Origin of the sequence: Enterobacter cancerogenus (genome assembly GCF_019047785.1) — a bacterium.
In the GTDB taxonomy this organism is placed as follows: Bacteria; Pseudomonadota; Gammaproteobacteria; order Enterobacterales; family Enterobacteriaceae; genus Enterobacter; species Enterobacter cancerogenus.
Genome location: NZ_CP077290.1, coordinates 3,526,860 through 3,550,676, shown reverse-complemented (window position 1 = coordinate 3,550,676; position 23,817 = coordinate 3,526,860). Strand labels below are relative to the sequence as shown.

The window sequence follows — 23,817 nt, the reverse complement described above, 5'->3', positions numbered from 1 at the left end:
AAACACGTAACCGAACTGTGTATGACAAGGTTCGGCGAAACCACGAGATAACTCTTGTATTAACAAGAGCGCCCTTGTTCAGTTTTCACAAAGCGTGACCGGCCCTGGAATCCTGAGAAGCGCCGAGATGGGTATAACATCGGCAGGTTTGCAGACTAGAAATGCGGGTTGCGGGAATCAAATGCGCGCCAGAACGGCTGCGCTGAATTAGCGGAAAACGATGGTTCATTATCTCGTATCACCTCCACGGCCGCCTCTGCTGAAACGGACCCCAAGCCAAAGCTGAAAGTTCACTGCTTAACCCGGCTGGAAGTGGCAACACGATGAGTTCATCGAGCGCTTTTTTTTAGAAGCCGCGCGCCGCGTTTTATACCGAGAAGGGGGCTAAAATGCAAAACAAAAATGCGCGCGTTGCCAGCGGCGTCAGGAAATATTTCCAGCTGCGTTTTCAACGCAGTGAGAGGTGAGTCAAAAAAAACTGGAAATCGGTCTAAGAAGTGACCTAAAATAGCCGTCCAGATGTTAATCCATCCATACTGATTAACACTCAGACTGCCAGTGTCAAAACCCGTCGGCCTTGGTAGAATTATCTCCCTTGGCTATTCCACACAGCAGCTTGAGCTAACCAAATTCCTCTTAGGTGAAATATAACATGGCAAAACACCTGTTTACGTCCGAGTCCGTATCAGAAGGACATCCTGATAAAATTGCTGACCAAATCTCCGATGCGGTGCTGGATGCGATCCTGACCCAGGATCCAAAAGCGCGCGTAGCGTGCGAAACCTATGTCAAAACCGGCATGGTTCTGGTGGGCGGTGAGATCACCACCAGCGCATGGGTTGATATCGAAGAAATCACCCGTAACACGGTGCGTGAGATCGGCTATGTGCATTCTGATATGGGCTTTGATGCCAACTCCTGTGCGGTACTGAGCGCCATCGGCAAACAGTCTCCGGACATCAACCAGGGCGTTGACCGTGCCGATCCGCTGGAACAGGGCGCGGGCGACCAGGGCCTGATGTTCGGCTACGCCACCAACGAAACCGACGTGCTGATGCCAGCGCCAGTCACCTACGCACACCGTCTGGTGCAGCGTCAGGCTGAAGTGCGTAAAAACGGCTCCCTGCCGTGGCTGCGCCCGGATGCAAAAAGCCAGGTGACCTTCCAGTACGACGACGGCAAAATCGTTGGTATTGATGCGGTGGTTCTGTCTACCCAGCATTCCGAAGAGATTGACCAGAAAGCGCTGCAGGAAGCGGTGATGGAAGAGATCATCAAGCCGGTTCTGCCCGTTGAGTGGCTGAACTCTGCAACCAAATACTTCATCAACCCAACCGGACGCTTCGTTATCGGCGGCCCAATGGGCGACTGCGGCCTGACCGGTCGTAAAATCATCGTTGATACCTACGGCGGCATGGCGCGTCACGGTGGCGGTGCGTTCTCTGGTAAAGACCCGTCTAAAGTTGACCGTTCTGCGGCATACGCAGCACGTTATGTTGCGAAAAACATCGTGGCTGCAGGCCTGGCCGACCGCTGTGAAATTCAGGTTTCTTATGCCATCGGCGTGGCGGAACCAACGTCAATCATGGTGGAAACCTTTGGTACGGAGAAAGTGCCATCCGAGCAGCTGACGCTGCTGGTGCGCGAGTTCTTCGACCTGCGTCCTTACGGCCTGATCCAGATGCTGGATCTGCTGCACCCAATCTATAAAGAAACCGCTGCGTACGGTCACTTTGGTCGCGAACATTTCCCATGGGAAAAAACCGACAAAGCCGCCCTGCTGCGTGACGCTGCCGGTCTGAAATAATCGACCGACCGTAGCGTTAAACAGGCCAGCCTTTGCGCTGGCCTTTTTTTATGTCCGGTGGCGGCTGCGCCTTACCCGACCTACAAAATCCTCGGACCCGTAGGTCGGGTAAGGCATTGCCGCCACCCGACGACAGACCGCACCCTTTGAAACCGTTTACACCGCATCAAATATATCCTGCTTTCAGATTATTCCCTTTGCATGATCGCATTTCTTCTGCTGTTACATTTCCTTTCAGTTAAGTCTGAAATGTGTACATTCTCGATGCATATCACCTCGTTTACCTCTATATTTTCAAAGCTTTAATATTATTTACGTAGTCAATGTTGTGTAACCGATTACACCGTTGTGATTTGTCTCACATATTTTTACGCACTACTCACCTACTCTTAACATCGTAAAAACTGATAACCCAACTGGAGGGCATAATGCCTGACAATAAAAAACAGGGGCGCACGTCCAATAAGGCGATGACCTTCTTTGTCTGCTTCCTCGCAGCCCTGGCAGGATTACTCTTTGGCCTGGATATCGGCGTTATCGCCGGTGCGTTACCTTTCATCACCGATGAATTCCAGATTTCTTCACACACTCAGGAGTGGGTGGTCAGCTCCATGATGTTCGGTGCCGCCGTGGGTGCGGTGGGCAGCGGCTGGCTCTCCTTCAAGCTCGGGCGTAAAAAGAGCCTGATGATCGGCGCGATCCTGTTCGTGGCCGGGTCATTGTTCTCTGCCGCCGCACCAAACGTTGAGGTGCTGCTGGTGTCACGCGTACTGCTCGGCCTGGCCGTTGGCGTGGCGTCTTACACCGCGCCGCTGTACCTGTCTGAAATCGCGCCGGAGAAAATCCGTGGCAGCATGATTTCGATGTACCAGCTGATGATCACCATCGGTATTCTGGGCGCTTATCTTTCCGATACGGCGTTCAGCTACAGCGGTGCATGGCGCTGGATGCTCGGCGTGATCATCATCCCTGCGGTGCTGCTGCTGATTGGCGTCTTTTTCCTGCCGGACAGCCCGCGCTGGTTCGCCGCCAAACGCCGCTTCCACGATGCCGAACGGGTTTTACTGCGCCTGCGTGATACCAGCGCAGAGGCGAAAAACGAGCTGGAAGAGATCCGCGAAAGCCTGAAGGTAAAACAGTCCGGCTGGGCGCTGTTTAAAGAGAACAGCAACTTCCGCCGCGCGGTGTTCCTGGGCGTGCTGCTGCAGGTAATGCAACAGTTCACCGGGATGAACGTCATCATGTACTACGCGCCAAAAATCTTCGAACTGGCGGGTTACACCAACACCACCGAGCAGATGTGGGGCACGGTAATCGTCGGTCTGACCAACGTGCTGGCGACCTTTATTGCCATTGGTCTGGTAGACCGTTGGGGACGTAAACCAACGCTGACGCTGGGCTTCCTGGTGATGGCCGTCGGGATGGGCGTCCTCGGTACGATGATGCATGTGGGCATTCACTCCCCGTCTGCACAGTACTTTGCCGTGGCCATGCTGCTGATGTTTATCGTCGGTTTTGCGATGAGCGCCGGTCCGCTGATCTGGGTGCTATGCTCGGAGATCCAGCCGCTGAAAGGGCGTGATTTTGGTATCACCTGCTCCACCGCGACCAACTGGATCGCCAACATGATTGTCGGCGCAACGTTCCTGACCATGCTCAACACGCTGGGCAATGCGAACACCTTCTGGGTTTACTCCGGCCTGAACATCTTCTTCATTGTTCTGACCATCTGGCTGGTTCCAGAAACCAAACACGTTTCGCTGGAACATATTGAACGTAACCTGATGAAAGGTCGTCCGCTGCGTGAGATTGGCGCACACGACTGAGTGTTCTGCCGGGGAGGTGCCGCTTGCACCTCCCCGCTTCCCGCTTTATGCTCTGCCCCTATGAAAGCTCCCCGTCTCCCCATCGCCCTTCAGCAAGCCGCTATGCGCAGCCTGCGGGAAAAACTCGCCCAGGCAAACCTGAAGCTCGGGCGCAATTATCCTGAACCCAGGCTGGTGTACCACCAGCGCGGCACTGCAGCAGGCACCGCCTGGCTGGAGTCCTGGGAGATCCGCTTAAACCCGGTGCTGATGATGGAAAACCAGCAGGCATTTATCGAAGAGGTGGTGCCTCACGAGCTGGCGCATCTGCTGGTGTGGAAACATTTTGGCCGCGTAGCGCCCCACGGCAAAGAGTGGAAATGGATGATGGAGGCGGTGCTCGGTGTGCCCGCTCGCCGCACGCACCAGTTCGAGCTTGTATCAGTACGCACCAATACTTTCCCCTACCGCTGCTCGTGCCAGCAGCATCAGCTCACCGTGCGCCGTCATAACCGCGTGGTGCGTGGCGAAGCAACCTACCGCTGCGTGAAGTGCGGCGATCCGCTGGTTGCGGAATGATCAAATGAACAATCAGGAACTTTCCTGATCTGACTGATTGCATACAGGAACAACATCCGCTACGTTGCCGGCTCGTTTTGACACGGAGTGTAAGATGTCCCGTAATTTCTCCCTCACCGTCGCCTTTCTGACGACGGCGCTCTCCGGCCACGCGCTGGCCGACGGTATCCATAGTTTTTCCCAGGCAAAAACCGCAGGCGTCAAGATTAACGCTGACGCGCCGGGCGATTTCTACTGTGGCTGTAAGATTAACTGGCAGGGCAAAAAAGGCGTCGTTGACCTCGCATCCTGCGGCTACAAAGTCCGTAAAAATGAGAACCGCGCCAGCCGCATCGAATGGGAACATGTCGTTCCGGCATGGCAGTTCGGCCATCAGCGCCAGTGCTGGCAGGATGGCGGGCGTAAAAACTGCGCCAAAGACCCGGTCTATCGCCAGATGGAAAGCGATATGCACAACCTGCAGCCAGCGGTAGGCGAAGTGAACGGCGATCGCGGCAATTTCATGTACAGCCAGTGGAACGGCGGTGAAGGCCAGTACGGACAGTGCGCCATGAAGGTGGATTTCAAAGAGAAAGTCGCCGAGCCGCCAGCCCGCGCGCGCGGCAGCATTGCCCGCACCTACTTCTACATGCGCGACCGTTACTCGCTTACGCTTTCACGCCAGCAGACGCAGCTGTTTAACGCCTGGGACAAGATGTATCCGGTGACGGCGTGGGAGTGCCAGCGCGATGAGCGCATTGCGAAAGTTCAGGGGAATCACAACCCTTACGTCCAGCGGGCTTGCCAGGCGCAAAAGAGCTAACCTACACTAGCGGCAATTCGCTTACACCGCATGACACATGGAATTTCTGACTATGCGCATTCCCCGCATCTACCATCCTGAACTGATTACCGCAGGCCGTGAGATCGCCCTGTCTGACGACGCCGCCAACCACGTAGGCCGCGTGCTGCGTATGGGCGCAGGCCAGGCGATTCAGCTCTTCGACGGCTCCAACCAGGTGTTCGACGCTGAAATTACGCGCGCCGACAAAAAAAGCGTGCACGTCAACGTGCTGCGCGGTGAAGTGGACGACCGTGAATCGCCGCTGCATATCCATCTGGGACAGGTGATGTCGCGCGGTGAAAAGATGGAGTTCACCATTCAGAAATCCATTGAACTCGGTGTAAGCCTCATTACGCCACTTTTTTCTGAGCGCTGTGGCGTTAAACTGGATGCTGAACGTCTGAACAAAAAGATCCAGCAGTGGCAGAAAATTGCCGTTGCGGCCTGCGAGCAAAGCGGCCGCAACCGGATACCGGAGATCCGCCCGGCGATGGATCTTGAGGACTGGTGTGCTGAAGAGGAGAGCGGGCTGAAGCTCAATCTCCACCCTCGCGCCAGCGCCAGCATCAACACGCTGCCGCTGCCCGTCGAGCGCGTGCGCCTGTTGATTGGCCCGGAGGGCGGCCTGTCGGCTGACGAGATCGCCATGACGGCACGTTACCAGTTTACTGATATTCTGTTAGGGCCTCGCGTTCTGCGCACTGAGACAACGGCGCTCACCGCCATTACCGCACTACAGGTGCGTTTTGGCGATCTGGGTTGACCCATATTGATGGAGAAAAAAATGATCAAGCTCGGCATCGTGATGGATCCCATCGCAAACATTAACATCAAGAAAGATTCCAGCTTCGCTATGCTGCTGGAAGCGCAGCGTCGCGGCTATGAACTCCACTATATGGAGATGAACGATCTTTACCTGATCAACGGTGAAGCCCGCGCGCGTACCCGCCTCGTTAACGTCGAGCAGAACTACGACAAATGGTACGAATTCGGCAGCGAGCAGGATATCGCCCTGGCCGACCTCAACGTCATCCTGATGCGTAAAGATCCGCCGTTCGATACCGAATTTATCTACTGCACCTATATCCTGGAACGCGCAGAAGAGAAAGGCACGCTCATCGTCAACAAGCCGCAGAGCCTGCGCGACTGCAACGAGAAGCTTTACACCGCCTGGTTCTCTGACCTGACGCCGGAAACGCTGGTGACCCGCAGCAAGGCACAGCTGAAAGCGTTCTGGCAGCAACACGGCGATATCATCATGAAGCCGCTGGACGGCATGGGCGGCGCGTCTATCTTCCGCGTTAAAGAAGGCGATCCTAACATTGGCGTCATTGCCGAAACGCTGACCGAGTTGGGTACCCGCTACTGCATGGCGCAGAACTACCTGCCTGCCATCGTCGACGGCGACAAACGTGTGCTGGTGGTGGACGGCGAGCCGGTGCCTTACTGCCTGGCGCGTATCCCGCAGGGTGGCGAAACCCGCGGCAACCTCGCAGCCGGTGGTCGTGGCGAACCGCGCCCGTTGACCGAAAGCGACTGGGAAATTGCCCGCCGCGTTGGCCCTACGCTTAAAGCCAAAGGGCTGATTTTCGTCGGCCTGGACATCATCGGCGACCGTCTGACCGAAGTGAACGTCACCAGCCCAACCTGCATCCGTGAAATCGAGGCGGAATTCCCGATTTCGATCACCGGTATGCTGATGGACGCCATCGAAAAACGTTTACAGAAGTAACCCACCAAAGAGTGACAGCGTTGTCGTTTCTCCGCATACTGGACGCTGTCGCTTTTTAAACCAGGAAACAGACCCTCTGACAATGAATTTACAGCATCACTTTCTTATTGCCATGCCTGCACTCCAGGACCCAATTTTCCGCCGCGCCGTGGTGTACATTTGTGAATACAATGAAGACGGTGCGATGGGAATTATCATCAACAAGCCGCTGGAAAACCTCCAGGTAGAAGGGATTCTGGACAAGCTGAAAATCACCACGGAAGAGCGTCTGCCAGAGATCCGTCTTGATAAAGCCGTCATGCTGGGTGGGCCGCTTGCAGAAGATCGCGGTTTTATTCTGCATACCCCGCCGGTCTTTTCCTCCAGTATTCGCATTTCGGATAACACCGTTATCACCACCTCGCGCGATGTCCTTGAAACACTCGGTACGGCAAATCAGCCTTCCGAAGTGCTGGTTGCCCTGGGCTACGCCTCATGGGAGAAAGGCCAGCTTGAGCAGGAAATTCTGGATAACGCCTGGCTGACCGCGCCCGCGGATATGAACATCCTGTTTAAAACCCCGATTGCCGATCGCTGGCGCGAGGCCGCAAAACTTATCGGCATTGATATTCTGACCATGCCGGGCGTAGCGGGGCACGCCTGATGAGCGGAACGCTTATTGCCTTCGACTTTGGCACCAAAAGCATCGGCGTTGCCGTGGGCCAGCGCATTACCGGCACGGCACGCCCGCTGACGGCGCTCAAGGCCAACGACGGCACGCCCGACTGGAACCTTATCGAACGTCTGCTCAAAGAGTGGCAGCCGGACGACGTGATTGTCGGGCTGCCGCTGAACATGGACGGCACCGAGCAACCGCTTACGGCCAGAGCGCGTAAATTTGCCAATAAAATTCATGGCCGCTTTGGTGTATCCGTGAAGCTGCATGACGAGCGTCTGAGCACCGTCGAAGCGCGCGCCGGGCTGTTTGAACACGGTGGCTTCCGGGCGCTGAACAAAGGCAGCGTCGACTCGGCCTCCGCCGTCATTATCCTCGAGAGCTATTTCGAGCAGGGTTACTGAGCCTCTTTTCACGCGGTAGCCCGGCAGGTTCCTATAGCCTGCCCTGCGCCCGGCGCTCAGCCAGGCTCTGTTCAAAGTTCTGCATGCCCGCCTGCTGACCCGTTTGAACGATCCCGGGAAGCTGCCAGGTTTTGCCTTCACGGATCAGGTTCGCCGCCGCCGGGGTATTCACCAGCAGCTCATAAAGCGCGACGCGCCCGCCCTGCAAATCCGGGCGCAATTTTTGCGCCAGAACCGCCCGCAGGCTGCCCGCCAGCTGGGTGCGCACCGGGTCTTTCTCCTGCGCCGGAAAGGTATCCACCAGCCGTTCAATGGCCTGCGATGCCCCGCGCGTATGCAGCGTTGCCAGCACCAGATGCCCGGTTTCTGCCGCCGTCAGCGCCAGGCGGATCGTTTCGCTGTCGCGCAATTCCCCCAACAAAATCACATCCGGATCTTCACGCAACGCGCCCCGCAGCGCCTCGGCAAACGTCGGGCTGTGCTGGCCTATCTCGCGCTGCTGGATCAGGCAGCGTTCACTCTGATAGATAAATTCCACCGGATCTTCGAGCGTCAGAATATGCCCGTCGGTGTGGTGGTTGAGAAAATCGACCATCGCCGCCAGAGTAGTGGATTTTCCGCTGCCGGTTGCCCCGGTCACCAGCAGCAGCCCGCTGTCATTCAGTAACAGCTCCGGGATCGCCCGCGGCACGCCCAGCGCAGAAAGTTGCGGGCAGGCACGCGGCAGCAGTCGCAGCGCGACAGAGGCACCCTGCATATGCATAAACGCGCTGCCGCGCAGGCGCTGGTTTTCGCCGGTGGTGACGGCAAAATCCACCTGCCCGTTTGCCCACCACGTCCCCTGCTGTTCATCATTAAGCCACTCCCTGAGCAGCACGTTCACGTCCGGAGGCGGAAACGGGGCGGGCTCAAGGCGGCCTAATCGCCGCCAGCGCGGGGGGGCATCACTGCACAGGTGTAGATCGGAGACGTTATGCTTTACACTAAGGGCCACGATTTCTTCCACATCCATAGACTACTCCTCGGAAAATGAACGACATTGCGCATAACCTGGCACAGGTCCGGGACAAAATCTCAGCCGCTGCAACGCGTTGCAACCGTGCTTCAGAAGAAATTACGTTGCTTGCAGTCAGTAAAACTAAGCCTGCGAGCGCCCTCGCAGAAGCGATTGCCGCCGGGCAGCGGGCGTTTGGTGAAAACTACGTGCAGGAAGGCGTGGACAAAATTTGCCATTTCCGTGACCAGGGGCAGGACGATTTGCAATGGCACTTTATTGGCCCGCTGCAGTCGAACAAAAGCCGTCTGGTCGCGGAGCATTTCGACTGGTGCCACACGATCGATCGTCTGAAGATTGCCTCGCGCCTGAACGACCAGCGCCCGGCAGACATGGCTCCGCTTAACGTGCTGATTCAAATCAACATTAGCGACGAGAACAGCAAATCCGGCATTGCGCTGAGCGAGCTCGACGCCCTGGCGGCAGAGGTGGCAGCGCTGCCGCACCTGACCCTGCGCGGGCTGATGGCAATCCCGGCACCTGAGTCAAGTTATGAAAGGCAGTTTGCCGTAGCACGGCAAATGGCTGTAGCATTTGAGGCGCTTAAAGCGCGCCACACAACGGTAGACACGCTTTCTCTGGGCATGTCGGATGATATGGAAGCCGCGATTGCGGCAGGCAGTACGATGGTGCGCATCGGCACAGCAATTTTCGGTGCGCGCGATTACACCCAATAATAAGGAAACCTAAGGAACGCCATGAAGACGTTGACTTTCCTGCTCTCAACAGTGCTTGAGCTGTATACGATGGCGCTGTTACTGCGCGTCTGGATGCAGTGGGCCCGCTGTGATTTTTATAATCCGTTCTCACAGTTTGTCGTGAAGGTAACCCAGCCCGTCGTGGGGCCGCTGCGCCGCATTATTCCGGCGATGGGGCCTATCGACAGCGCCTCGCTGCTGATGGCGTTTATCCTGAGCGTTATCAAAGCGATCGTGCTGTTTATGGTTATTACCTTCCAGCCAATTATCTGGATCGCTGCCGTTCTGATCCTCATCAAAACCGTCGGCCTGCTGATCTTCTGGGTCTTGCTGGTGATGGCAATCATGAGCTGGGTGAGCCAGGGCCGTAGCCCGGTGGAGTACGCGCTTATCCAGCTGGCTGAACCGCTGCTGCGCCCGATTCGCAATCTGCTGCCGTCGATGGGCGGTATCGACTTTTCGCCGATGATCCTTGTCCTGCTGCTGTACGTGGCTAACATGGGGATCGCCGAGCTGTTACAGGCGACGGGCAACATGCTGCTGCCGGGGCTGTGGATGGCGCTATGAGTGCCGTAAGCACCTGCGCTGACGGGCTGGTTTTACGGCTGTATATTCAGCCGAAAGCCAGCCGCGACAGCATTGTTGGGCTGCATGGCGACGAGCTAAAAGTCGCCATCACCGCCCCGCCGGTGGATGGTCAGGCCAATGCGCATCTGACCAAATATCTGGCTAAACAGTTTCGCGTCGCCAAAAGCCAGGTCATCATTGAAAAAGGTGAACTGGGGCGACATAAACAGGTAAAAATCCTCAATCCGCAATCGATCCCGACTGAAGTCGCGGCGCTGACAGAACAGGACTAAACCATGCAGAAAGTTGTTCTCGCTACCGGTAATGCCGGTAAAGTGCGCGAGCTGGCCTCGCTTTTAAATGATTTTGGGCTGGACGTGGTCGCCCAGACCGAGCTTGGCGTGGATTCCGCCGAGGAGACGGGCCTGACGTTTATCGAAAACGCGATCCTGAAAGCGCGCCATGCCGCTCAGTTTACCGGGCTGCCTGCCATTGCCGACGACTCCGGCCTGGCCGTGGATTATCTTGGCGGCGCGCCGGGAATTTACTCCGCGCGCTACTCTGGTGAAGATGCCACCGACCAGCAAAATCTGGAAAAGCTGCTTGTCGCCCTGAAGGATGTGCCTGACGACCAGCGCACCGCGCAGTTCCACTGCGTGCTGGTTTACCTGCGCCATGCCGAAGACCCCACGCCTGTTGTCTGCCACGGCAGCTGGCCGGGCGTGATCGCCCGCGAGGCGGCTGGCAGCGGCGGCTTTGGCTACGACCCAATTTTCTTTGTCCCGTCTGAGGGCAAAACCGCTGCGGAACTGACCCGCGAAGAGAAAAGCGCGATTTCCCACCGTGGACGCGCGCTGAAACTGTTACTGGAAGCATTACGTAATGGCTAACCTGCCACCTCTGAGTCTGTATATTCACATCCCGTGGTGCGTGCAGAAATGCCCGTACTGCGATTTCAACTCGCACGCGCTGAAAGGCGAAGTGCCGCACGATGATTACGTTGCGCATCTGCTGGCCGACCTGGACGCCGATGTACCTTACGCACAGGGACGTGAAGTTAAGACCATTTTTATTGGTGGCGGTACGCCGAGCCTGCTTTCAGGCCCGGCGATGCAGACGCTGCTGGACGGCGTGCGTGCGCGCCTGAACCTGGCAGCGGATGCTGAAATTACGATGGAAGCCAACCCCGGCACCGTTGAGGCAGACCGTTTTGTCGACTATCAGCATGCGGGGGTGAACCGTATCTCCATCGGCGTACAGAGCTTTAGCGAGCAAAAATTAACGCGCCTGGGGCGCATTCACGGCCCGGACGAGGCAAAGCGCGCAGCGCATCTGGCAACGGGGCTTGGCCTTCGCAGCTTTAACCTCGATTTGATGCACGGCCTGCCGGACCAGTCGCTCGACGAAGCGCTGGACGACCTGCGTCAGGCGATTGAACTTAATCCGCCGCATCTCTCCTGGTATCAGCTGACCATTGAGCCAAACACGCTGTTTGGCTCTCGCCCGCCGGTACTGCCGGATGACGACGCGCTGTGGGATATCTTCGAGCAAGGACATCAGCTGTTGACCGCTGCTGGCTATCAGCAGTACGAAACCTCCGCCTATGCGAAGCCGGGCTACCAGTGCCAGCACAACCTGAACTACTGGCGCTTTGGCGATTATCTGGGGATAGGCTGCGGCGCGCACGGCAAAGTGACCTTCCCGGACGGGCGCATCCTGCGTACCGCTAAAACGCGCCATCCGCGCGGGTACATGGAAGGCCGCTATCTGGAGCGTCAGCACGACGTCGAGGCGGCGGATAAGCCGTTTGAATTCTTTATGAACCGCTTCCGCCTGCTGGAAGCCGCGCCGCGTGCGGAGTTCTCGCGCTATACCGGGCTGGCAGAGTCGGTGATCCGCCCGCAGATCGACGAGGCGCTGGCGCAGGGGTATCTCACCGAATGTGATGAATACTGGCAGATCACCGAGCATGGCAAACTGTTCTTAAACTCCCTTCTTGAGCTGTTCCTCGCCGACGATTCCTGAAGACAGCGTCAGGATTTTGTATCCCGTTCTGCCAGCTGAGGGATAGGCTGGCAGAGTATGGGGATGGAAAAATCAAAACAACTCCGCAAGGAAATGACGCCCGAAGAATTACGCCTCTGGTATTTACTCAGAGGACGCCGATTCTTTGGCTATAAGTTTCGCCGCCAGATGCCGATTGGCACATACATCGTTGATTTTGCCTGTTTTAAAGCCAAGCTGATTATTGAGCTTGATGGGGGGCAACATCAGGATGAAGAAGCATATGACTTACGCAGAACGGCTTTTTTAAAGGCTAACGGCTGGGAAGTGATACGGTGCTGGAACAATGAGTTCAGGGTAAATGAAGAGGAGGTACTGATGGCTATTGTGCAACGATTGCAATGCCTGATGCCCTCACCCTAACCCTCTCCCACAGGGAGAGGGAACTTTGCCCCAGGGGTGAGAGTACGTTTACTCCCTCTCCCCTGGGGAGAGGGCCGGGGTGAGGGGCCCGGCACGCAAAACTTACTTCAACGTCCCCACCAGCGCCTTTCTGCTATCTTCCAGCGACACCACGCGTTTACACACGTCTTTGCCGAACTGCTGGAAATCGGCTTCCTGGTTTTTCCATTCGTTCTGAATCGACGTCTGTAATCCGCCCAGGCTACCCAGCACGCCCTGCAGCGGGTTACCGCCGCCTTTCAGCACGGCTTTTGCGCCCATCTCGTTGATGCTGTCCTGCAAAATACCGCCCATCGCCTGGTTCACCAGGTTTTGGCCGTCGGCGCGCACCTGATCAATGGCCTTGTAGTGGAACGTCAGGCCGTCGGTGCGAGTCTCGATAATGCGATTCATCTGCTCTTTCAGCTGCTTGTCCAGCCTGGTCAGGCGGGTGCGCATGTTGCTGCTCTCACCCACCTCTTTAGTGATGATCTTGTCCAGCGCCACGCGGCTTTTCTCAACGCGCGTCAGGGCACCGTCGTTCACCCACGGCAGTGCGGTGCGCAAATCAGCCTGATAATCTTTTGCCTGTTCGCGCTGAGCGGCCGTCAGATTTTGCGGTTTGCCGTTAAAGGTGACGTTGCCATCCGGCGTAATCACCAGATCGCCGTTCTCGCCTTTGACCTGCACGGTTTGCGGGCTTAATACCACGTCGTCACGCGGGGTGACGCTACATTTATACTCCGCATGGGCGGTGGTTCCGATTGCCAATAGAGCAACAGCCAGCAACGTTTTGCGCATCTTAAACACTCCCTCAGACAAAATGGGCCAGCTAATGCTGGCCCCGTACCTGCTTTATTAGTCCCACCAAACGTCAAAAAGTTCGCTGACGCGGACATCTTCCATTTTGTGGTCTTCAAGCCATTTGCGGACCAGCGCCTGATGCTCTTCGGTGCATTTACCCACTTCCTGGGTGCAGATCAGACCTTCCCACGCCAGATAGCCGCTGCCGTCAAAGGCCAGCTTGTTGGGTTCGATCACCTCGTTGATGAACGCATCTACGTCCTGATCGATCTGCTCAACGCTGGTACCTTCCGGGAAACGCCAGGCAACGGAGAAACCCACTTCCTGGAATTCTTCGATGTGCATCTTTTTACGCAGACGACGGCTACGATTCTTTGCCATTATTTCACCCTCTCGAACATTAAGTCCCATACGCCGTGACCAAGACGATGGCCACGCTGTTCAAATTTTGTCACCGGACGTGAATCCGGGCGCGGTACATAGTCGTTGCTTTCAGACTGGTTTTTATACCCATCCAGCGACGACATCACTTCCAGCATATGTTCCGCATAAGGTTCCCAGTCGGTCGCCATGTGGAAAACGCCGCCCAGCTTTAACTTACTTTTCAGCAGCTCTGCAAACGGTGCCTGAACGATACGGCGTTTATTATGACGTGCTTTGTGCCACGGGTCAGGGAAAAAGAGCTGAACCATGTTCAAAGAATTGTCAGGAATCATTTTGTGCAGCACTTCTACCGCGTCGTGGCACATCACGCGCAGGTTCTCAACGCTCTCTTCATGGGCCATTGCCAGACACGCGCCGACGCCCGGCGAGTGCACTTCAATGCCGAGGAAGTTCTGCTCGGGGCGCGCTTTCGCCATAGTCACCAGCGAGGTGCCCATACCAAAACCAATCTCCAGCGTGACGGGCGCGTCGCGGCCAAACAGCGCGGTGAAGTCGACAGGCTGTTCAGTGAACTCAACGCCCATCACCGGCCAGTAGTTGTCCAGCGCGTGTTGCTGCCCTTTTGTCAGGCGGCCCTGACGGCGGACAAAGCTGCGAATACGGCGCAGCGGGCGGCCGTTTTCATCAAATTCCGGTGAAATGACGTCGTTTTTCATAAAAAGTAGTCTGCTCGTGAGAGTGTTCGGGAAACGGGCATTATCCAAAGTTAAGGCATCTATGCAAGCATGGGAAAGATCCGGTTTACAGCAGATTGACGCTGTGCTGCAATCTGCGTCCCTGATTATGCGAATCGATGACCATGCAAGCCTCTCAATTTTCAGCCCAGGTGCTGGACTGGTACGACAAATACGGGCGTAAAACCCTGCCCTGGCAAATTGAAAAAACGCCCTACAAAGTATGGCTCTCCGAGGTGATGCTGCAACAAACGCAGGTCGCGACGGTCATTCCTTACTTTGAACGCTTTATGGCGCGCTTTCCCACGGTCACCGATCTGGCGAATGCCCCTCTGGACGAGGTGCTGCACCTGTGGACCGGGCTTGGCTATTACGCCCGCGCGCGCAACCTGCACAAGGCAGCACAGCAGGTGGCGACGCGCCATAACGGCACATTCCCGGAAACGTTCGATGAAGTGGCGGACCTGCCCGGCGTCGGGCGTTCCACCGCGGGCGCGATTCTCTCCCTCTCCTTAGGCAAACACTTCCCGATCCTCGACGGCAACGTGAAGCGGGTGCTCGCACGCTGCTACGCGGTGGACGGCTGGCCGGGCAAAAAAGAGGTCGAGAAGCGTCTGTGGGACATTAGCGAAGCGGTCACGCCGGCAAACGGCGTTGATCGTTTTAACCAGGCGATGATGGATCTCGGCGCGATGGTCTGCACCCGTTCAAAACCGAAGTGCGAACTCTGCCCGGTGAACAACCTGTGCGTGGCCTATGCAAACCACGCCTGGGCGCAGTATCCCGGCAAAAAGCCGAAGCAGACGCTGCCCGAGCGCACCGGCTATATGCTGCTGATGCAGCACGGCGACGAGGTGTTTTTGGCGCAGCGTCCACCGAGCGGCCTGTGGGGTGGTCTATACTGCTTCCCACAGTTTGAAAATGAAGATTTGCTTCGCGAATGGCTGAAACAGCGCGGCATTGCGGACGATACTCTCACGCAGCAAACCGCGTTTCGTCATACCTTCAGCCATTTCCACCTGGATATTGTGCCCATGTGGCTTCCCGTGTCCTCCTTCGCCTCCTGCATGGATGAAGGAAGCGGTCTCTGGTATAACTTAGCGCAACCGCCATCAGTCGGGCTGGCGGCTCCCGTGGAGCGCCTGTTACAGCAATTACGTGTCGGTGCACTGATTTAGCACCGGCCAGAAAATGAGGAATGAGTATGGCCAGAACTATTTTTTGTACTTTCCTGCAGCGCGACGCTGAAGGCCAGGATTTCCAGCTCTACCCGGGCGACCTGGGTAAGCGCATCTACAACGAGATCTCCAAAGAAGCCTGGGGCCAGTGGCAGAAAAAGCAGACCATGCTGATCAACGAGAAAAAGCTCAGCATGATGAACCCGGAACACCGCAAACTGCTGGAGCAGGAGATGGTGAACTACCTGTTCGAAGGTAAAGACGTGCACATCGAAGGCTATACGCCACCGGAAAAATAATATCGCGCCGCTGTTGCCCGGCGGCGCTTCGCTTGCACGGGCCTACGGTTTTGTAGGCCGGGTAAGCGCAGCGCCACCCGGCGAAAGCAACGACTAAGCAAACACAACACGCACTCCCGGAATGATGAAAAAATTTTTAGCGCTTGCTCTTGTTGCGCCGTTGCTGGTCTCTTGTTCCTCAAAGAAAGGCGAGGATTACAACGAAGCCTGGGTGAAGGACACCAACGGTTTTGACATTCTGATGGGGCAGTTTGCCCACAACATCGAGAATATCTGGGGATTTAACGAAGTTCTTATCGCCGGACCTAAGGACTACGTTAAGTACACCGACGCCTATCAGACCCGTAGCCACATCAACTTTGATGACGGTACGATCACCATTGAAACCATTGCAGGTACTGAACCCGCCGCGCGCCTGCGTCAGGCCATTATCAAAACCCTGCTGATGGGTGACGATCCCGGCACTATCGATCTTTACTCGGATGCCGATGACATCACCATCTCCAAAGAGCCATTCCTGTATGGCCAGGTGGTGGATCAGACCGGGCAGCCGATTCGCTGGGAAGGTCGCGCCTCGACGTTCGCCGATTACCTGCTGAAAACGCGCCTCAAGAGCCGCACCAACGGCCTGAAGATTATCTACAGCGTCACCATCAACCTGGTACCGAACCACCTCGACAAACGTGCGCATAAGTACATCGGCATGGTGCGCCAGGCATCGCGTAAGTATGGCGTGGATGAGTCGTTGATTCTGGCGATTATGCAGACCGAATCCTCATTCAACCCGTACGCGGTCAGCCGTTCCGACGCGCTGGGGCTGATGCAGGTTGTTCAGCACAGCGCCGGTAAAGACGTGTTCCGCTCTCAGGGGCGTTCCGGGACGCCGAGCCGTAGCTATCTGTTCGATCCGCAAAGCAACATTGATACCGGCACCGCCTATCTGGCAATGCTGAATAACGTTTATCTGGGCGGGATCGATAACCCGACCTCGCGGCGCTACGCGGTGATCACCGCCTATAACGGCGGCGCGGGCAGCGTGCTGCGCGTCTTCTCCAGCGACAAGGTCCAGGCTGCGAATATCATCAACAGCATGGCTCCAGGCGATGTCTATACCACGCTCACCACCCGCCACCCGTCGGCAGAATCCCGTCGCTATCTGTATAAGGTGAATACGGCGCAGAAAAACTATCGTCGCCGTTAAGCCTCTCTCCCCTCACCCTAACCCTCTCCCCACAGGGGAGAGGGCAGGGTGAGGGGGAACAGACTTCCCAACCCATACAAAAACCTTATTTGCATCACAATTTAATCTGCAAATTAATGTGGATTGCATTTTTTTGCGGGAGGTAACAAAACATAATCTCTCCTGCTGATAGAATTGCATCAAATAACAACCCTGAATGTTCTTATAACAACATATCTCCCGCTCACTTGTGAGGAAAGTAACATGAACCTTAAGCTGCAGCTTAAAATATTGTCGTTTCTGCAGTTCTGCCTGTGGGGAAGCTGGCTGACTACACTCGGCTCCTATATGTTTGTGACGCTCAAGTTCGATGGTGCGTCAATCGGTGCCGTCTACAGCTCGCTCGGTATTGCGGCTGTTTTCATGCCAACGCTGCTGGGTATCGTGGCGGATAAGTGGCTGAGTGCGAAATGGCTCTACATGCTTTGCCATCTGGTGGGCGCGGGGACGCTGTTTATGGCGGCCGAAGTGACCACACCGGGGGCGATGTTCATGGTGATCCTGCTTAACTCGCTGGCCTATATGCCAACGCTTGGCCTGATCAACACCATCTCCTATTACCGCCTGAAATCCGCGGGCCTGGATATCGTTACCGATTTCCCGCCTATCCGTATCTGGGGCACCATCGGCTTTATCATGGCGATGTGGGGCGTGAGCTTCGCGGGCTTCGAGCTGAGCCACATGCAGTTGTACATCGGGGCTGCGCTCTCCGTGGTGCTGGCGCTGTTTACCCTGACGCTGCCGCACATTCCGGTCTCTAACCAGCAGAAGAACCAGAGCTGGAGCACCATGCTCGGTCTGGACGCCTTTGCGCTGTTTAAAAACAAACGTATGGCGATCTTCTTTATCTTCTCCATGCTGCTGGGCGCAGAGCTGCAGATCACCAACATGTTCGGCAACACCTTCCTGCACAGCTTCGATAATAACCCGCTGTTTTCCGGGAGCTTTATCGTTGAGCACGCGTCGGTGATGATGTCCATCTCGCAGATCTCCGAGACGCTGTTCATCCTGACCATCCCGTTCTTCCTGAGCCGCTACGGCATCAAGAACGTCATGCTGATCAGTATTTTTGCGTGGATGCTGCGCTTCGGCCTGTTCGCCTACGGCGATCCAAGCCCGTTCGGCACCGTACTGCTGGTTCTGTCGATGATTGTTTACGGCTGCGCCTTCGACTTCTTCAACATCTCCGGTTCGGTGTTTGTCGAGAAAGAGGTGAAACCTGAAATCCGCGCCAGCGCGCAGGGCATGTTCCTGATGATGACCAACGGCTTCGGCTGTATTCTGGGCGGCGTGGTGAGCGGTAAAGTGGTTGAGATGTACACCACCAACGGCATTACCGACTGGCAGCCGGTGTGGCTGATCTTCGCCGCATACTCGCTGGTGCTGTTCTTCGCGTTCATCGCGCTGTTCAAGTACAAGCACGTGCGTGTGCCAAACGGTGCGCAGCCGATAGCGCATTAACTGTTGTGCCCGGTGGCGGCTTCGCCTTACCGGGCCTACAAAAACACCGTTCGTAGGCCGGGTAAGCGTTAGCGCCACCCGGCTATTTTATGGCAGACAGCACCCACCCCACCGACAGCAAATCCGCGCTGCCGCCGGGGCTTAAGTTCCGTTCAATTAACGCCTTATCCATCTTAAGCAACGCATCACGATCCCAGCCGTTCACCAGCAGTTCCCGCGCATAGCCCTGCACGTAGCATAACCCTTCAATGCCGCCGCGCGACACCAGATTGCTGTCCTGATTTATCGCCATCAGGCGCAGCAGCAGCTCGTGAAGCGAACGCCCTGTCCATCCGGCCAGCGCCCTGCGCACCGTGGCAAAGCCGCTCTCCGCCTCGCCGCGCGCGCCGGTTAAACCATACTGCTGATAGTGCCGCTCACCCGCCGTTGCCTGCCCGCTGCGCCCGGCAAGTTCCCGCGCCACCAGTCCACGACAGATGTTACTCACCTCACAGCAGAGGCTGTCTGCACAGAGATTTTTCACACGCCCGGCAGCGAAACAGAGCAGGCCGAGCGCGAAAATGCCCCCTTTATGCGTATTCACGCCGTGGGTGGCGGCATACATGGCCTGCTCGCAGGCGATCCCCATCGGGCGGATAATCCGCAGCTGCTCAACGGCGGGTTGATCCGCATGCTGCGCCCCCAGCGCGGCGAACCGTGAAAACCACGGCGAAATCGCCTCAATGCTGCGAACAAACAGGGCATGATCCATATCGCGATGGGAGCCGTTGTTTAGCCGGTCCACCAGCCCCGGCTTGGGCGTTAGCGCCAGCTCCTGCCACAGCGCCTCCTCGGCAAGCGCGGGCACCGCTACCGGGCGCGGGTTAGTCGCGAGCAAACCAATCATCAATCATCTTCTCCACACGGGCTACCACCTGCCCGACGGGATGCTTGCGCGAGCGTGAACAGGCGTGCGCGGGCGCGTCGCAAATCAGGCAGCGTCTGAGGTGCGCCCCCAGCGACTGCCGCCCGACATGGCCGTGCTGAGGGCAGATCACATCGAGGTCCCACAACCTGCCGAGCGGGTGCGTTTGCTCCAGCGTCGCGCAGTGAGCTTTGATTTCCGCCGCCGGATGGGCCACGCACCACAGGGCTTCCGGCCCGGTGGGCAGCCACAGCACCTGGCGATCCAGCACCTGCCAGCGGTTTTCCCACAGCAGCTGGTCACACATCTGGAGCGCCACGCCCATGGTGTTGCGATAGCGCAGGCTGTCTTTGATCTCCCCCGGGGTGACCAGCGTGAGGGAAATTACCGGCTGGTGATAATGCGCAAGCATGTCAGCCTGGCGTGCTGCACGGCGCTCTTTCGCCGCCAGCACCTCGTCCAGGCCGACACCCGCGCGCACGGGTGTCGCTGTCGTCATATTCACTCCTTAACCTGTCTTACGGTGTCGATCACGCTGCCGTCGCGATAGCGGATCACCCCAACAATTTTGTCGGTAAATGCAATGGGCTTTGGCACGCCGGTCAGGGAAATCGCCCGCGCGTACAGGGCATCGATATCCACAATCTTCAGCCCCGCCGCCAGCAGGCGCTCGCGGATTTCCGGGCGGGCCGGGTTCACCGCGATGCCGTGATCGGTCACCAGCACGTCGATGCTCTCCCCCGGCGTGAGGCGGGTAGTGACGCGCTTCACCACCGTGGGAATACGGCTACGCAGCAATGGCGCGACCACGATGGTCAGGTTGGCTGCCGCAGCCACGTCGCAGTGCCCGCCGGATGCGCCGCGCATCACGCCGTCGGAGCCGGTGATAACGTTGACGTTAAACTCAACGTCAATTTCCAGGGCGCTGAGGATCACCACGTCGAGCTGGTCGCAGCTTGCCGCCTTGCTGCCGGGGTTGGCGTAGACGTTAGTGGAGATCTCAACGTGTTTCGGATTGCGCGCCAGCGAGGCCGCCGCCTGTCCGTCAAAGCACTGGGTGTCGAGCAGCGTGTCGATAAGCCCCTTTTCATGCAGGTCCACCAGGCTGCCGGTGATCCCGCCGAGGGCGAAGCGCGCCGTCACGCCGCTGCGCTCCATCTTCTCCTCCATAAAGCGCGTGCAGGCTGTAGCGGCCGCGCCGGAGCCGGTCTGCATCGAGAAGCCCGGCCTGAAGTAGCCGGAGTGTTCAATCACGTCCGCCGCATAGCGGGCGATCATCAGCTCGCGCGGGTTGCTGGTAACGCGCGCCGCGCCAACGCTAATTTTTGCCGGATCGCCGACGCTCTCGACCTGCACGATATAGTCCACCCGATCCTGCACGATGCTGGCGGGCATATTGGGGAACGGCACCAGCGCTTCGGTCAGCAGTACCACCTTGCGGGCATAATGCGCATCCACCATCGCGTAGCCCAGCGAGCCGCAGCAGGAGGTGCCGTGCGTACCGTTGGCATTGCCAAACGCATCGCTGCACGGCACGCCAAGAAACGCCACGTCGATGTTCAGCTCGCCGTCCTGGAGCAGCTTCACGCGCCCGCCGTGGGAGTGGATTTGCACCGGCTCATCCATCAGTCCGTGGGAGATGGCCTCTGCCAGCCTGCCGCGCATCCCGGAGGTGTAAATCCGGGTGATCACGCCGCTCTTTATATGCTCAATCAGCGCGTCGTTGCAGGTCATCAGCGAGCTGGAGGCCAGGGTCAGATTTTTGAAACCCATCCGCGCCAGCAGCGCCACGACGCTATTGATCACCCGGTCCCCTTCACGAAACGCGTGGTGGAAGGAGATCGTCATACCGTCCTGCAGGCCGCTGCGCATCACTGCCTCTTCGAGGGAGGCGCACAGTTTGCGGTTGTGCTTCGCGTCAGCGTCCGCCAGCCACGGCGTCGCGCTGTGGGCGGTATCAAAGGGTTGAAGATCCCGCAGATGGGGGAAATTCACATGGAGAAGTTCTGTCTGATTCATTCTGTCATCCTTACCGACGCACGCCGGAAGCCGCCGCGCGTTCCAGCACGACCTGCGCATGGTGAATAATCGGGGCATCGACCATTTTGCCGTTGAGCGAGACCACGCCCAGGCCGTTACGCTCGCCCTCCTGCGCGGCTTCAATCACCCGCTTCGCGTGCTCTACCTCCTGTGGGGTTGGCGCGTAGGCGTTATGCAGCAGGTCAATCTGGCGCGGGTTGATCAGCGATTTACCGTTAAAGCCCATCTTGCGGATCAGTTCGACCTCGCGCAGGAAGCCCGCTTCGTCATTAACGTCTGACCAGACCACGTCGAAAGCGTCGATACCGGCGGCGCGAGCCGCGTGCAGCACCGCACAGCGGGCGTAGAACAGCTCGGTGCCGTCACCGCGCTCGGTCTGCATGTCCATCACGTAGTCGAAGGCCGCCAGCGCGATGCCGATTAATCGCGGCGAGCTGCGGGCAATCGCCACGGCGTTGATCACGCCAACCGCCGATTCAATCGCCGCCATCACGCGGGTGGAACCTGGCGCACGTCCGCACTCACGCTCGATGCGCTCAAGGTGGCCTTCCAGTTCATACACATCTTCAGGGGTGTCGGTTTTCGGCAGGCGGATCACGTCCACCCCGGCCCGCACGGCGGCCTCCAGATCCAGCAGGCCAAACGGCGTACTCAGCGGGTTAATGCGCACCACGGTTTCGATATCCTGATACATCGGGTGTTGCAGGGCATGGAACACCAGCATGCGCGCGGTGTCTTTCTCGCGCAGGGCCACCGCGTCTTCCAGATCGAACATGATGGAGTCCGGTCGGTAGATAAACGCGGTGGAGAGCATGGCGGCGTTGGCGCCGGGCAGGAACAGCATACTGCGGCGGAGTTTGCTCATTTCAGCGCCTCCCAGTGGATTGCCTGCTCATCGGCGGCGCGCAGAAGCGCGCTTTGCAGCCGGGCGCGGATCACACAGTCCAGCGCCCCTTTGTCTTCAATCATGATCAACCCCTGGCGCACGTTCAAGGCGCGCAATGTCTCGTTGACCACCTGGCGGATCTGCTCGCCAAACTGCTTAATCACTTCACTGTGGATGACAATCTCCAGCTCGCCGTTGGCGGGGGCGATTTTCACCATCAGGTCGCTGGACTCCTGCGTACCGGCCAGCGCCTCCCTTACAATTTTCATTTTCGTTTCCTGATCGTTATGCCACTTCCGCACGCTCGCGATAATGCGTTTCGAGGTGCGTGAAGGTGGAGTCCGGGACAATCTCCCGGATCCGGGAAAACTGCTGTGTCTTGAGTAAACGGCGCACTTCCGAGGCCGAAATGGCATTACCGGCCGCTTTTATGCGCGGCATCTCCACCACCTCAATGTGCGAGGCAAGCAGGTCGTGCAGCGTCTGGTTGTACTGACGGGTGATATCGCAAAACGGCTCGGAGCCGATAAAGCGATGGGTGATCCCCAGCGCCGGGGCAATAAAGTCCCGAAAGATCAGCACGTCGATTTCGCTCCACGCCTGCTGCACCTTGCCGCTCTCCTTCAGAAAGTAAGCCGGAAAAGTGGCCCGGGAGATGATGTACTGCGAGCCTTCGTGTACCACCACGTTCGGCAGATGCGCCACGCCGGCACGCACCATCTCAAGCCGCGCGCTGAACGGGAAAAACGACGCATCTTCGCGCACCACAAACAGGTGCAGCGTGTCGCACTGCCCCGCCGCCTGCTCCACCAGATGCCGGTGGCCCAGCGTGAACGGATTGGCGTTCATCACGATCGCGCCCGTCTTTTTTCCGGCTCTGCGCGTCGCGCCAAGGGAGCGGCAGTAGCGGGCGATCCCCTGCGGGGTGTTCTCCATCAGTACCGCGTTATTCCCGCTCCGGGCAATCGGCCAGAAGCCGCTGCGGGCAAAGCGCTCCGTGTTGCATGGCCGGGTGCAGAGGAAGAGGTGAAAATGGCCGCGTTCAAGCGCCGCATTCTCGACTTCCGCCAGCAGCCGGGCGCTGAGGTTTTCCCCGCGCAGCTGCTCGTTAACCGCCACGCATTTAATGACGTTGGCGGCCAGCCCGGCGCAACCCACCAGCTGCGTGCCGGACCAGGCCTCGACGAACAGCGTGATGTCGTTGTCCAGCCCGAGTCCGCTGTCCGCCAGCAGGTAGCGGATCTGGCTTAACCGCTCCGGATGTTTCGCCACAACGGTGTGGCGAAAATCAATGGGGTGAGAGTGCATGCTGCCGCCT

The 23,817-nt window shown here is 57.7% G+C and carries 29 protein-coding genes; 18 read left to right on the top strand and 11 right to left on the bottom strand.

All coding sequences use genetic code 11. From position 1 onward, the window contains the following. Positions 1 to 85 precede the first annotated feature (85 nt). Entirely contained in the window at positions 86 to 229 is a 144-nt protein-coding gene (locus I6L58_RS23125; protein WP_418250466.1) for a hypothetical protein, read from the bottom strand. Between the two features lie 423 nt (positions 230 to 652). Between I6L58_RS23125 and metK the strand changes: the two genes are divergently transcribed. The 8 genes from metK to ruvX all read left to right on the top strand — a co-directional run bounded on the left by metK (position 653) and on the right by ruvX (position 7,805). Continuing rightward, entirely contained in the window at positions 653 to 1,807 is a 1,155-nt protein-coding gene (gene metK, locus I6L58_RS16785) for a methionine adenosyltransferase (protein ID WP_006178439.1), read from the top strand. Positions 1,808 to 2,235: 428 nt separating this feature from the next. After that, entirely contained in the window at positions 2,236 to 3,633 is a 1,398-nt protein-coding gene (gene galP, locus I6L58_RS16780) for a galactose/proton symporter (protein WP_006178440.1), read from the top strand. A 60-nt stretch (positions 3,634 to 3,693) separates the two neighbouring features. Then, entirely contained in the window at positions 3,694 to 4,191 is a 498-nt protein-coding gene (locus I6L58_RS16775) for a SprT family zinc-dependent metalloprotease (RefSeq protein ID WP_058608620.1), read from the top strand. A gap of 94 nt (positions 4,192 to 4,285) precedes the next feature. Next, entirely contained in the window at positions 4,286 to 4,993 is a 708-nt protein-coding gene (endA, locus tag I6L58_RS16770; RefSeq protein WP_006178442.1) for a deoxyribonuclease I, read from the top strand. 52 nt (positions 4,994 to 5,045) lie between these two features. Next, positions 5,046 to 5,777, top strand: a complete 732-nt coding sequence (gene rsmE, locus I6L58_RS16765; protein WP_042321930.1) for a 16S rRNA (uracil(1498)-N(3))-methyltransferase — start codon at positions 5,046 to 5,048, stop codon at positions 5,775 to 5,777. 21 nt (positions 5,778 to 5,798) lie between these two features. Continuing rightward, a complete protein-coding gene (gene gshB, locus I6L58_RS16760) occupies positions 5,799 to 6,746 on the top strand; it encodes a glutathione synthase (protein ID WP_042322311.1) in 948 nt (315 codons plus the stop codon). 82 nt (positions 6,747 to 6,828) lie between these two features. Next, positions 6,829 to 7,389 carry a YqgE/AlgH family protein gene (locus I6L58_RS16755; protein ID WP_006178445.1) on the top strand — a complete coding sequence of 187 codons (561 nt, stop codon included), beginning with the start codon at positions 6,829 to 6,831 and terminating at the stop codon, positions 7,387 to 7,389. Further along, positions 7,389 to 7,805, top strand: a complete 417-nt coding sequence (ruvX, locus tag I6L58_RS16750; RefSeq protein ID WP_006178446.1) for a Holliday junction resolvase RuvX — start codon at positions 7,389 to 7,391, stop codon at positions 7,803 to 7,805. Before I6L58_RS16755 ends, ruvX begins: the two co-directional genes overlap by 1 nt. 31 nt (positions 7,806 to 7,836) lie before the next feature. On the opposite strand, the gene I6L58_RS16745 is transcribed toward ruvX, so the two are convergent. After that, positions 7,837 to 8,817: a type IV pilus twitching motility protein PilT gene (locus I6L58_RS16745; RefSeq protein ID WP_088208561.1), complete on the bottom strand. Its 981-nt coding sequence runs from the start codon at positions 8,815 to 8,817 to the stop codon at positions 7,837 to 7,839. A 17-nt stretch (positions 8,818 to 8,834) separates the two neighbouring features. On the opposite strand from I6L58_RS16745, the gene I6L58_RS16740 reads away from it, so the two are divergent. From I6L58_RS16740 to I6L58_RS16715, 6 genes are all read left to right on the top strand, one after another. Beyond that, a complete protein-coding gene (locus I6L58_RS16740) occupies positions 8,835 to 9,536 on the top strand; it encodes a YggS family pyridoxal phosphate-dependent enzyme (RefSeq protein ID WP_088208560.1) in 702 nt (233 codons plus the stop codon). A gap of 21 nt (positions 9,537 to 9,557) precedes the next feature. Continuing rightward, positions 9,558 to 10,124 (top strand): YggT family protein, encoded by a 567-nt coding sequence (locus I6L58_RS16735; RefSeq protein WP_058608623.1) that lies wholly within the window; start codon positions 9,558 to 9,560, stop codon positions 10,122 to 10,124. Further along, positions 10,121 to 10,417: a DUF167 family protein YggU gene (gene yggU / locus I6L58_RS16730; protein ID WP_014885193.1), complete on the top strand. Its 297-nt coding sequence runs from the start codon at positions 10,121 to 10,123 to the stop codon at positions 10,415 to 10,417. The genes I6L58_RS16735 and yggU overlap by 4 nt, the downstream gene beginning before the upstream one ends. Before the next feature lie 3 nt (positions 10,418 to 10,420). Further along, the gene (locus I6L58_RS16725; protein ID WP_006178451.1) at positions 10,421 to 11,014 is read left to right on the top strand and encodes an XTP/dITP diphosphatase; all 594 of its coding nucleotides are present in this window, start codon (positions 10,421 to 10,423) and stop codon (positions 11,012 to 11,014) included. After that, positions 11,007 to 12,149 (top strand): radical SAM family heme chaperone HemW, encoded by a 1,143-nt coding sequence (hemW, locus tag I6L58_RS16720; RefSeq protein ID WP_088208559.1) that lies wholly within the window; start codon positions 11,007 to 11,009, stop codon positions 12,147 to 12,149. The genes I6L58_RS16725 and hemW overlap by 8 nt, the downstream gene beginning before the upstream one ends. Positions 12,150 to 12,212: 63 nt before the next feature. Then, the gene (locus tag I6L58_RS16715) at positions 12,213 to 12,551 is read left to right on the top strand and encodes an endonuclease domain-containing protein (protein ID WP_088208680.1); all 339 of its coding nucleotides are present in this window, start codon (positions 12,213 to 12,215) and stop codon (positions 12,549 to 12,551) included. A gap of 102 nt (positions 12,552 to 12,653) precedes the next feature. Here I6L58_RS16715 and I6L58_RS16710 read toward each other — a convergent pair whose 3' ends face one another. Genes I6L58_RS16710 through trmB form a run of 3 tightly spaced genes read right to left on the bottom strand, consistent with a single transcriptional unit; the run spans position 12,654 to position 14,473 of the window. Then, the gene (locus tag I6L58_RS16710; protein WP_058608626.1) at positions 12,654 to 13,370 is read right to left on the bottom strand and encodes a YggN family protein; all 717 of its coding nucleotides are present in this window, start codon (positions 13,368 to 13,370) and stop codon (positions 12,654 to 12,656) included. Positions 13,371 to 13,427: 57 nt separating this feature from the next. Next, the gene (locus I6L58_RS16705) at positions 13,428 to 13,754 is read right to left on the bottom strand and encodes a YggL family protein (protein ID WP_006178455.1); all 327 of its coding nucleotides are present in this window, start codon (positions 13,752 to 13,754) and stop codon (positions 13,428 to 13,430) included. Beyond that, positions 13,754 to 14,473, bottom strand: a complete 720-nt coding sequence (gene trmB / locus I6L58_RS16700; protein WP_088208558.1) for a tRNA (guanosine(46)-N7)-methyltransferase TrmB — start codon at positions 14,471 to 14,473, stop codon at positions 13,754 to 13,756. Before trmB ends, I6L58_RS16705 begins: the two co-directional genes overlap by 1 nt. A 143-nt stretch (positions 14,474 to 14,616) precedes the next feature. Between trmB and mutY the strand changes: the two genes are divergently transcribed. The 4 genes from mutY to I6L58_RS16680 all read left to right on the top strand — a co-directional run bounded on the left by mutY (position 14,617) and on the right by I6L58_RS16680 (position 18,669). Next, positions 14,617 to 15,669, top strand: coding sequence for an A/G-specific adenine glycosylase (gene mutY, locus I6L58_RS16695; protein WP_172980148.1), 1,053 nt, complete (start codon positions 14,617 to 14,619; stop codon positions 15,667 to 15,669). Positions 15,670 to 15,695: 26 nt separating this feature from the next. Beyond that, a complete protein-coding gene (locus tag I6L58_RS16690) occupies positions 15,696 to 15,968 on the top strand; it encodes an oxidative damage protection protein (protein WP_042321942.1) in 273 nt (90 codons plus the stop codon). Between the two features lie 124 nt (positions 15,969 to 16,092). Further along, the gene (gene mltC / locus I6L58_RS16685; RefSeq protein ID WP_042321946.1) at positions 16,093 to 17,169 is read left to right on the top strand and encodes a membrane-bound lytic murein transglycosylase MltC; all 1,077 of its coding nucleotides are present in this window, start codon (positions 16,093 to 16,095) and stop codon (positions 17,167 to 17,169) included. 243 nt (positions 17,170 to 17,412) lie between these two features. Continuing rightward, positions 17,413 to 18,669 carry a nucleoside permease gene (locus tag I6L58_RS16680; protein WP_088208557.1) on the top strand — a complete coding sequence of 419 codons (1,257 nt, stop codon included), beginning with the start codon at positions 17,413 to 17,415 and terminating at the stop codon, positions 18,667 to 18,669. An 82-nt stretch (positions 18,670 to 18,751) separates the two neighbouring features. Here the strand turns inward: I6L58_RS16680 and citG are convergent, their stop codons facing one another. From citG to citC, 6 genes are read right to left on the bottom strand one after another with little or no spacing between them, the layout of a single operon-like run. Beyond that, on the bottom strand, positions 18,752 to 19,555 hold the full coding sequence (citG, locus tag I6L58_RS16675) for a triphosphoribosyl-dephospho-CoA synthase CitG (RefSeq protein WP_088208556.1): 804 nt from the start codon (positions 19,553 to 19,555) through the stop codon (positions 18,752 to 18,754). After that, positions 19,533 to 20,072, bottom strand: coding sequence for a citrate lyase holo-[acyl-carrier protein] synthase (citX, locus tag I6L58_RS16670; protein ID WP_058608629.1), 540 nt, complete (start codon positions 20,070 to 20,072; stop codon positions 19,533 to 19,535). The genes citG and citX overlap by 23 nt, the downstream gene beginning before the upstream one ends. 2 nt (positions 20,073 to 20,074) lie before the next feature. After that, the gene (gene citF / locus I6L58_RS16665) at positions 20,075 to 21,592 is read right to left on the bottom strand and encodes a citrate lyase subunit alpha (RefSeq protein ID WP_088208555.1); all 1,518 of its coding nucleotides are present in this window, start codon (positions 21,590 to 21,592) and stop codon (positions 20,075 to 20,077) included. A gap of 10 nt (positions 21,593 to 21,602) precedes the next feature. Then, positions 21,603 to 22,478 carry a citrate (pro-3S)-lyase subunit beta gene (citE, locus tag I6L58_RS16660; RefSeq protein WP_006178466.1) on the bottom strand — a complete coding sequence of 292 codons (876 nt, stop codon included), beginning with the start codon at positions 22,476 to 22,478 and terminating at the stop codon, positions 21,603 to 21,605. Then, entirely contained in the window at positions 22,475 to 22,768 is a 294-nt protein-coding gene (gene citD, locus I6L58_RS16655) for a citrate lyase acyl carrier protein (protein WP_088208554.1), read from the bottom strand. The genes citE and citD overlap by 4 nt, the downstream gene beginning before the upstream one ends. Before the next feature lie 16 nt (positions 22,769 to 22,784). Continuing rightward, the gene (gene citC, locus I6L58_RS16650) at positions 22,785 to 23,807 is read right to left on the bottom strand and encodes a [citrate (pro-3S)-lyase] ligase (protein ID WP_058608631.1); all 1,023 of its coding nucleotides are present in this window, start codon (positions 23,805 to 23,807) and stop codon (positions 22,785 to 22,787) included. Positions 23,808 to 23,817 lie beyond the last annotated feature (10 nt).

Excerpts from the sequence above, each read along its gene's own strand:
- endA (WP_006178442.1), top strand. The coding sequence starts at position 4,286 with ATGTCCCGTAATTTCTCCCTCACCGTCGCCTTTCTGACGACGGCGCTC.
- I6L58_RS16755 (WP_006178445.1), top strand. The coding sequence starts at position 6,829 with ATGAATTTACAGCATCACTTTCTTATTGCCATGCCTGCACTCCAGGAC.
- rsmE (WP_042321930.1), top strand. The coding sequence starts at position 5,046 with ATGCGCATTCCCCGCATCTACCATCCTGAACTGATTACCGCAGGCCGT.
- citC (WP_058608631.1), bottom strand. The coding sequence starts at position 23,807 with ATGCACTCTCACCCCATTGATTTTCGCCACACCGTTGTGGCGAAACAT.
- I6L58_RS16715 (WP_088208680.1), top strand. The coding sequence starts at position 12,213 with ATGGAAAAATCAAAACAACTCCGCAAGGAAATGACGCCCGAAGAATTA.
- I6L58_RS16745 (WP_088208561.1), bottom strand. The coding sequence starts at position 8,817 with ATGGATGTGGAAGAAATCGTGGCCCTTAGTGTAAAGCATAACGTCTCC.
- I6L58_RS16705 (WP_006178455.1), bottom strand. The coding sequence starts at position 13,754 with ATGGCAAAGAATCGTAGCCGTCGTCTGCGTAAAAAGATGCACATCGAA.
- citG (WP_088208556.1), bottom strand. The coding sequence starts at position 19,555 with ATGATTGGTTTGCTCGCGACTAACCCGCGCCCGGTAGCGGTGCCCGCG.
- hemW (WP_088208559.1), top strand. The coding sequence starts at position 11,007 with ATGGCTAACCTGCCACCTCTGAGTCTGTATATTCACATCCCGTGGTGC.
- trmB (WP_088208558.1), bottom strand. The coding sequence starts at position 14,473 with ATGAAAAACGACGTCATTTCACCGGAATTTGATGAAAACGGCCGCCCG.
- citE (WP_006178466.1), bottom strand. The coding sequence starts at position 22,478 with ATGAGCAAACTCCGCCGCAGTATGCTGTTCCTGCCCGGCGCCAACGCC.
- gshB (WP_042322311.1), top strand. The coding sequence starts at position 5,799 with ATGATCAAGCTCGGCATCGTGATGGATCCCATCGCAAACATTAACATC.
- I6L58_RS16690 (WP_042321942.1), top strand. The coding sequence starts at position 15,696 with ATGGCCAGAACTATTTTTTGTACTTTCCTGCAGCGCGACGCTGAAGGC.
- mltC (WP_042321946.1), top strand. The coding sequence starts at position 16,093 with ATGAAAAAATTTTTAGCGCTTGCTCTTGTTGCGCCGTTGCTGGTCTCT.
- I6L58_RS16740 (WP_088208560.1), top strand. The coding sequence starts at position 8,835 with ATGAACGACATTGCGCATAACCTGGCACAGGTCCGGGACAAAATCTCA.
- I6L58_RS16775 (WP_058608620.1), top strand. The coding sequence starts at position 3,694 with ATGAAAGCTCCCCGTCTCCCCATCGCCCTTCAGCAAGCCGCTATGCGC.
- I6L58_RS16680 (WP_088208557.1), top strand. The coding sequence starts at position 17,413 with ATGAACCTTAAGCTGCAGCTTAAAATATTGTCGTTTCTGCAGTTCTGC.
- mutY (WP_172980148.1), top strand. The coding sequence starts at position 14,617 with ATGCAAGCCTCTCAATTTTCAGCCCAGGTGCTGGACTGGTACGACAAA.
- ruvX (WP_006178446.1), top strand. The coding sequence starts at position 7,389 with ATGAGCGGAACGCTTATTGCCTTCGACTTTGGCACCAAAAGCATCGGC.
- citX (WP_058608629.1), bottom strand. The coding sequence starts at position 20,072 with ATGACGACAGCGACACCCGTGCGCGCGGGTGTCGGCCTGGACGAGGTG.
- citD (WP_088208554.1), bottom strand. The coding sequence starts at position 22,768 with ATGAAAATTGTAAGGGAGGCGCTGGCCGGTACGCAGGAGTCCAGCGAC.
- citF (WP_088208555.1), bottom strand. The coding sequence starts at position 21,592 with ATGAATCAGACAGAACTTCTCCATGTGAATTTCCCCCATCTGCGGGAT.
- I6L58_RS23125 (WP_418250466.1), bottom strand. The coding sequence starts at position 229 with ATGAACCATCGTTTTCCGCTAATTCAGCGCAGCCGTTCTGGCGCGCAT.
- galP (WP_006178440.1), top strand. The coding sequence starts at position 2,236 with ATGCCTGACAATAAAAAACAGGGGCGCACGTCCAATAAGGCGATGACC.
- yggU (WP_014885193.1), top strand. The coding sequence starts at position 10,121 with ATGAGTGCCGTAAGCACCTGCGCTGACGGGCTGGTTTTACGGCTGTAT.
- I6L58_RS16725 (WP_006178451.1), top strand. The coding sequence starts at position 10,421 with ATGCAGAAAGTTGTTCTCGCTACCGGTAATGCCGGTAAAGTGCGCGAG.
- I6L58_RS16735 (WP_058608623.1), top strand. The coding sequence starts at position 9,558 with ATGAAGACGTTGACTTTCCTGCTCTCAACAGTGCTTGAGCTGTATACG.
- I6L58_RS16710 (WP_058608626.1), bottom strand. The coding sequence starts at position 13,370 with ATGCGCAAAACGTTGCTGGCTGTTGCTCTATTGGCAATCGGAACCACC.
- metK (WP_006178439.1), top strand. The coding sequence starts at position 653 with ATGGCAAAACACCTGTTTACGTCCGAGTCCGTATCAGAAGGACATCCT.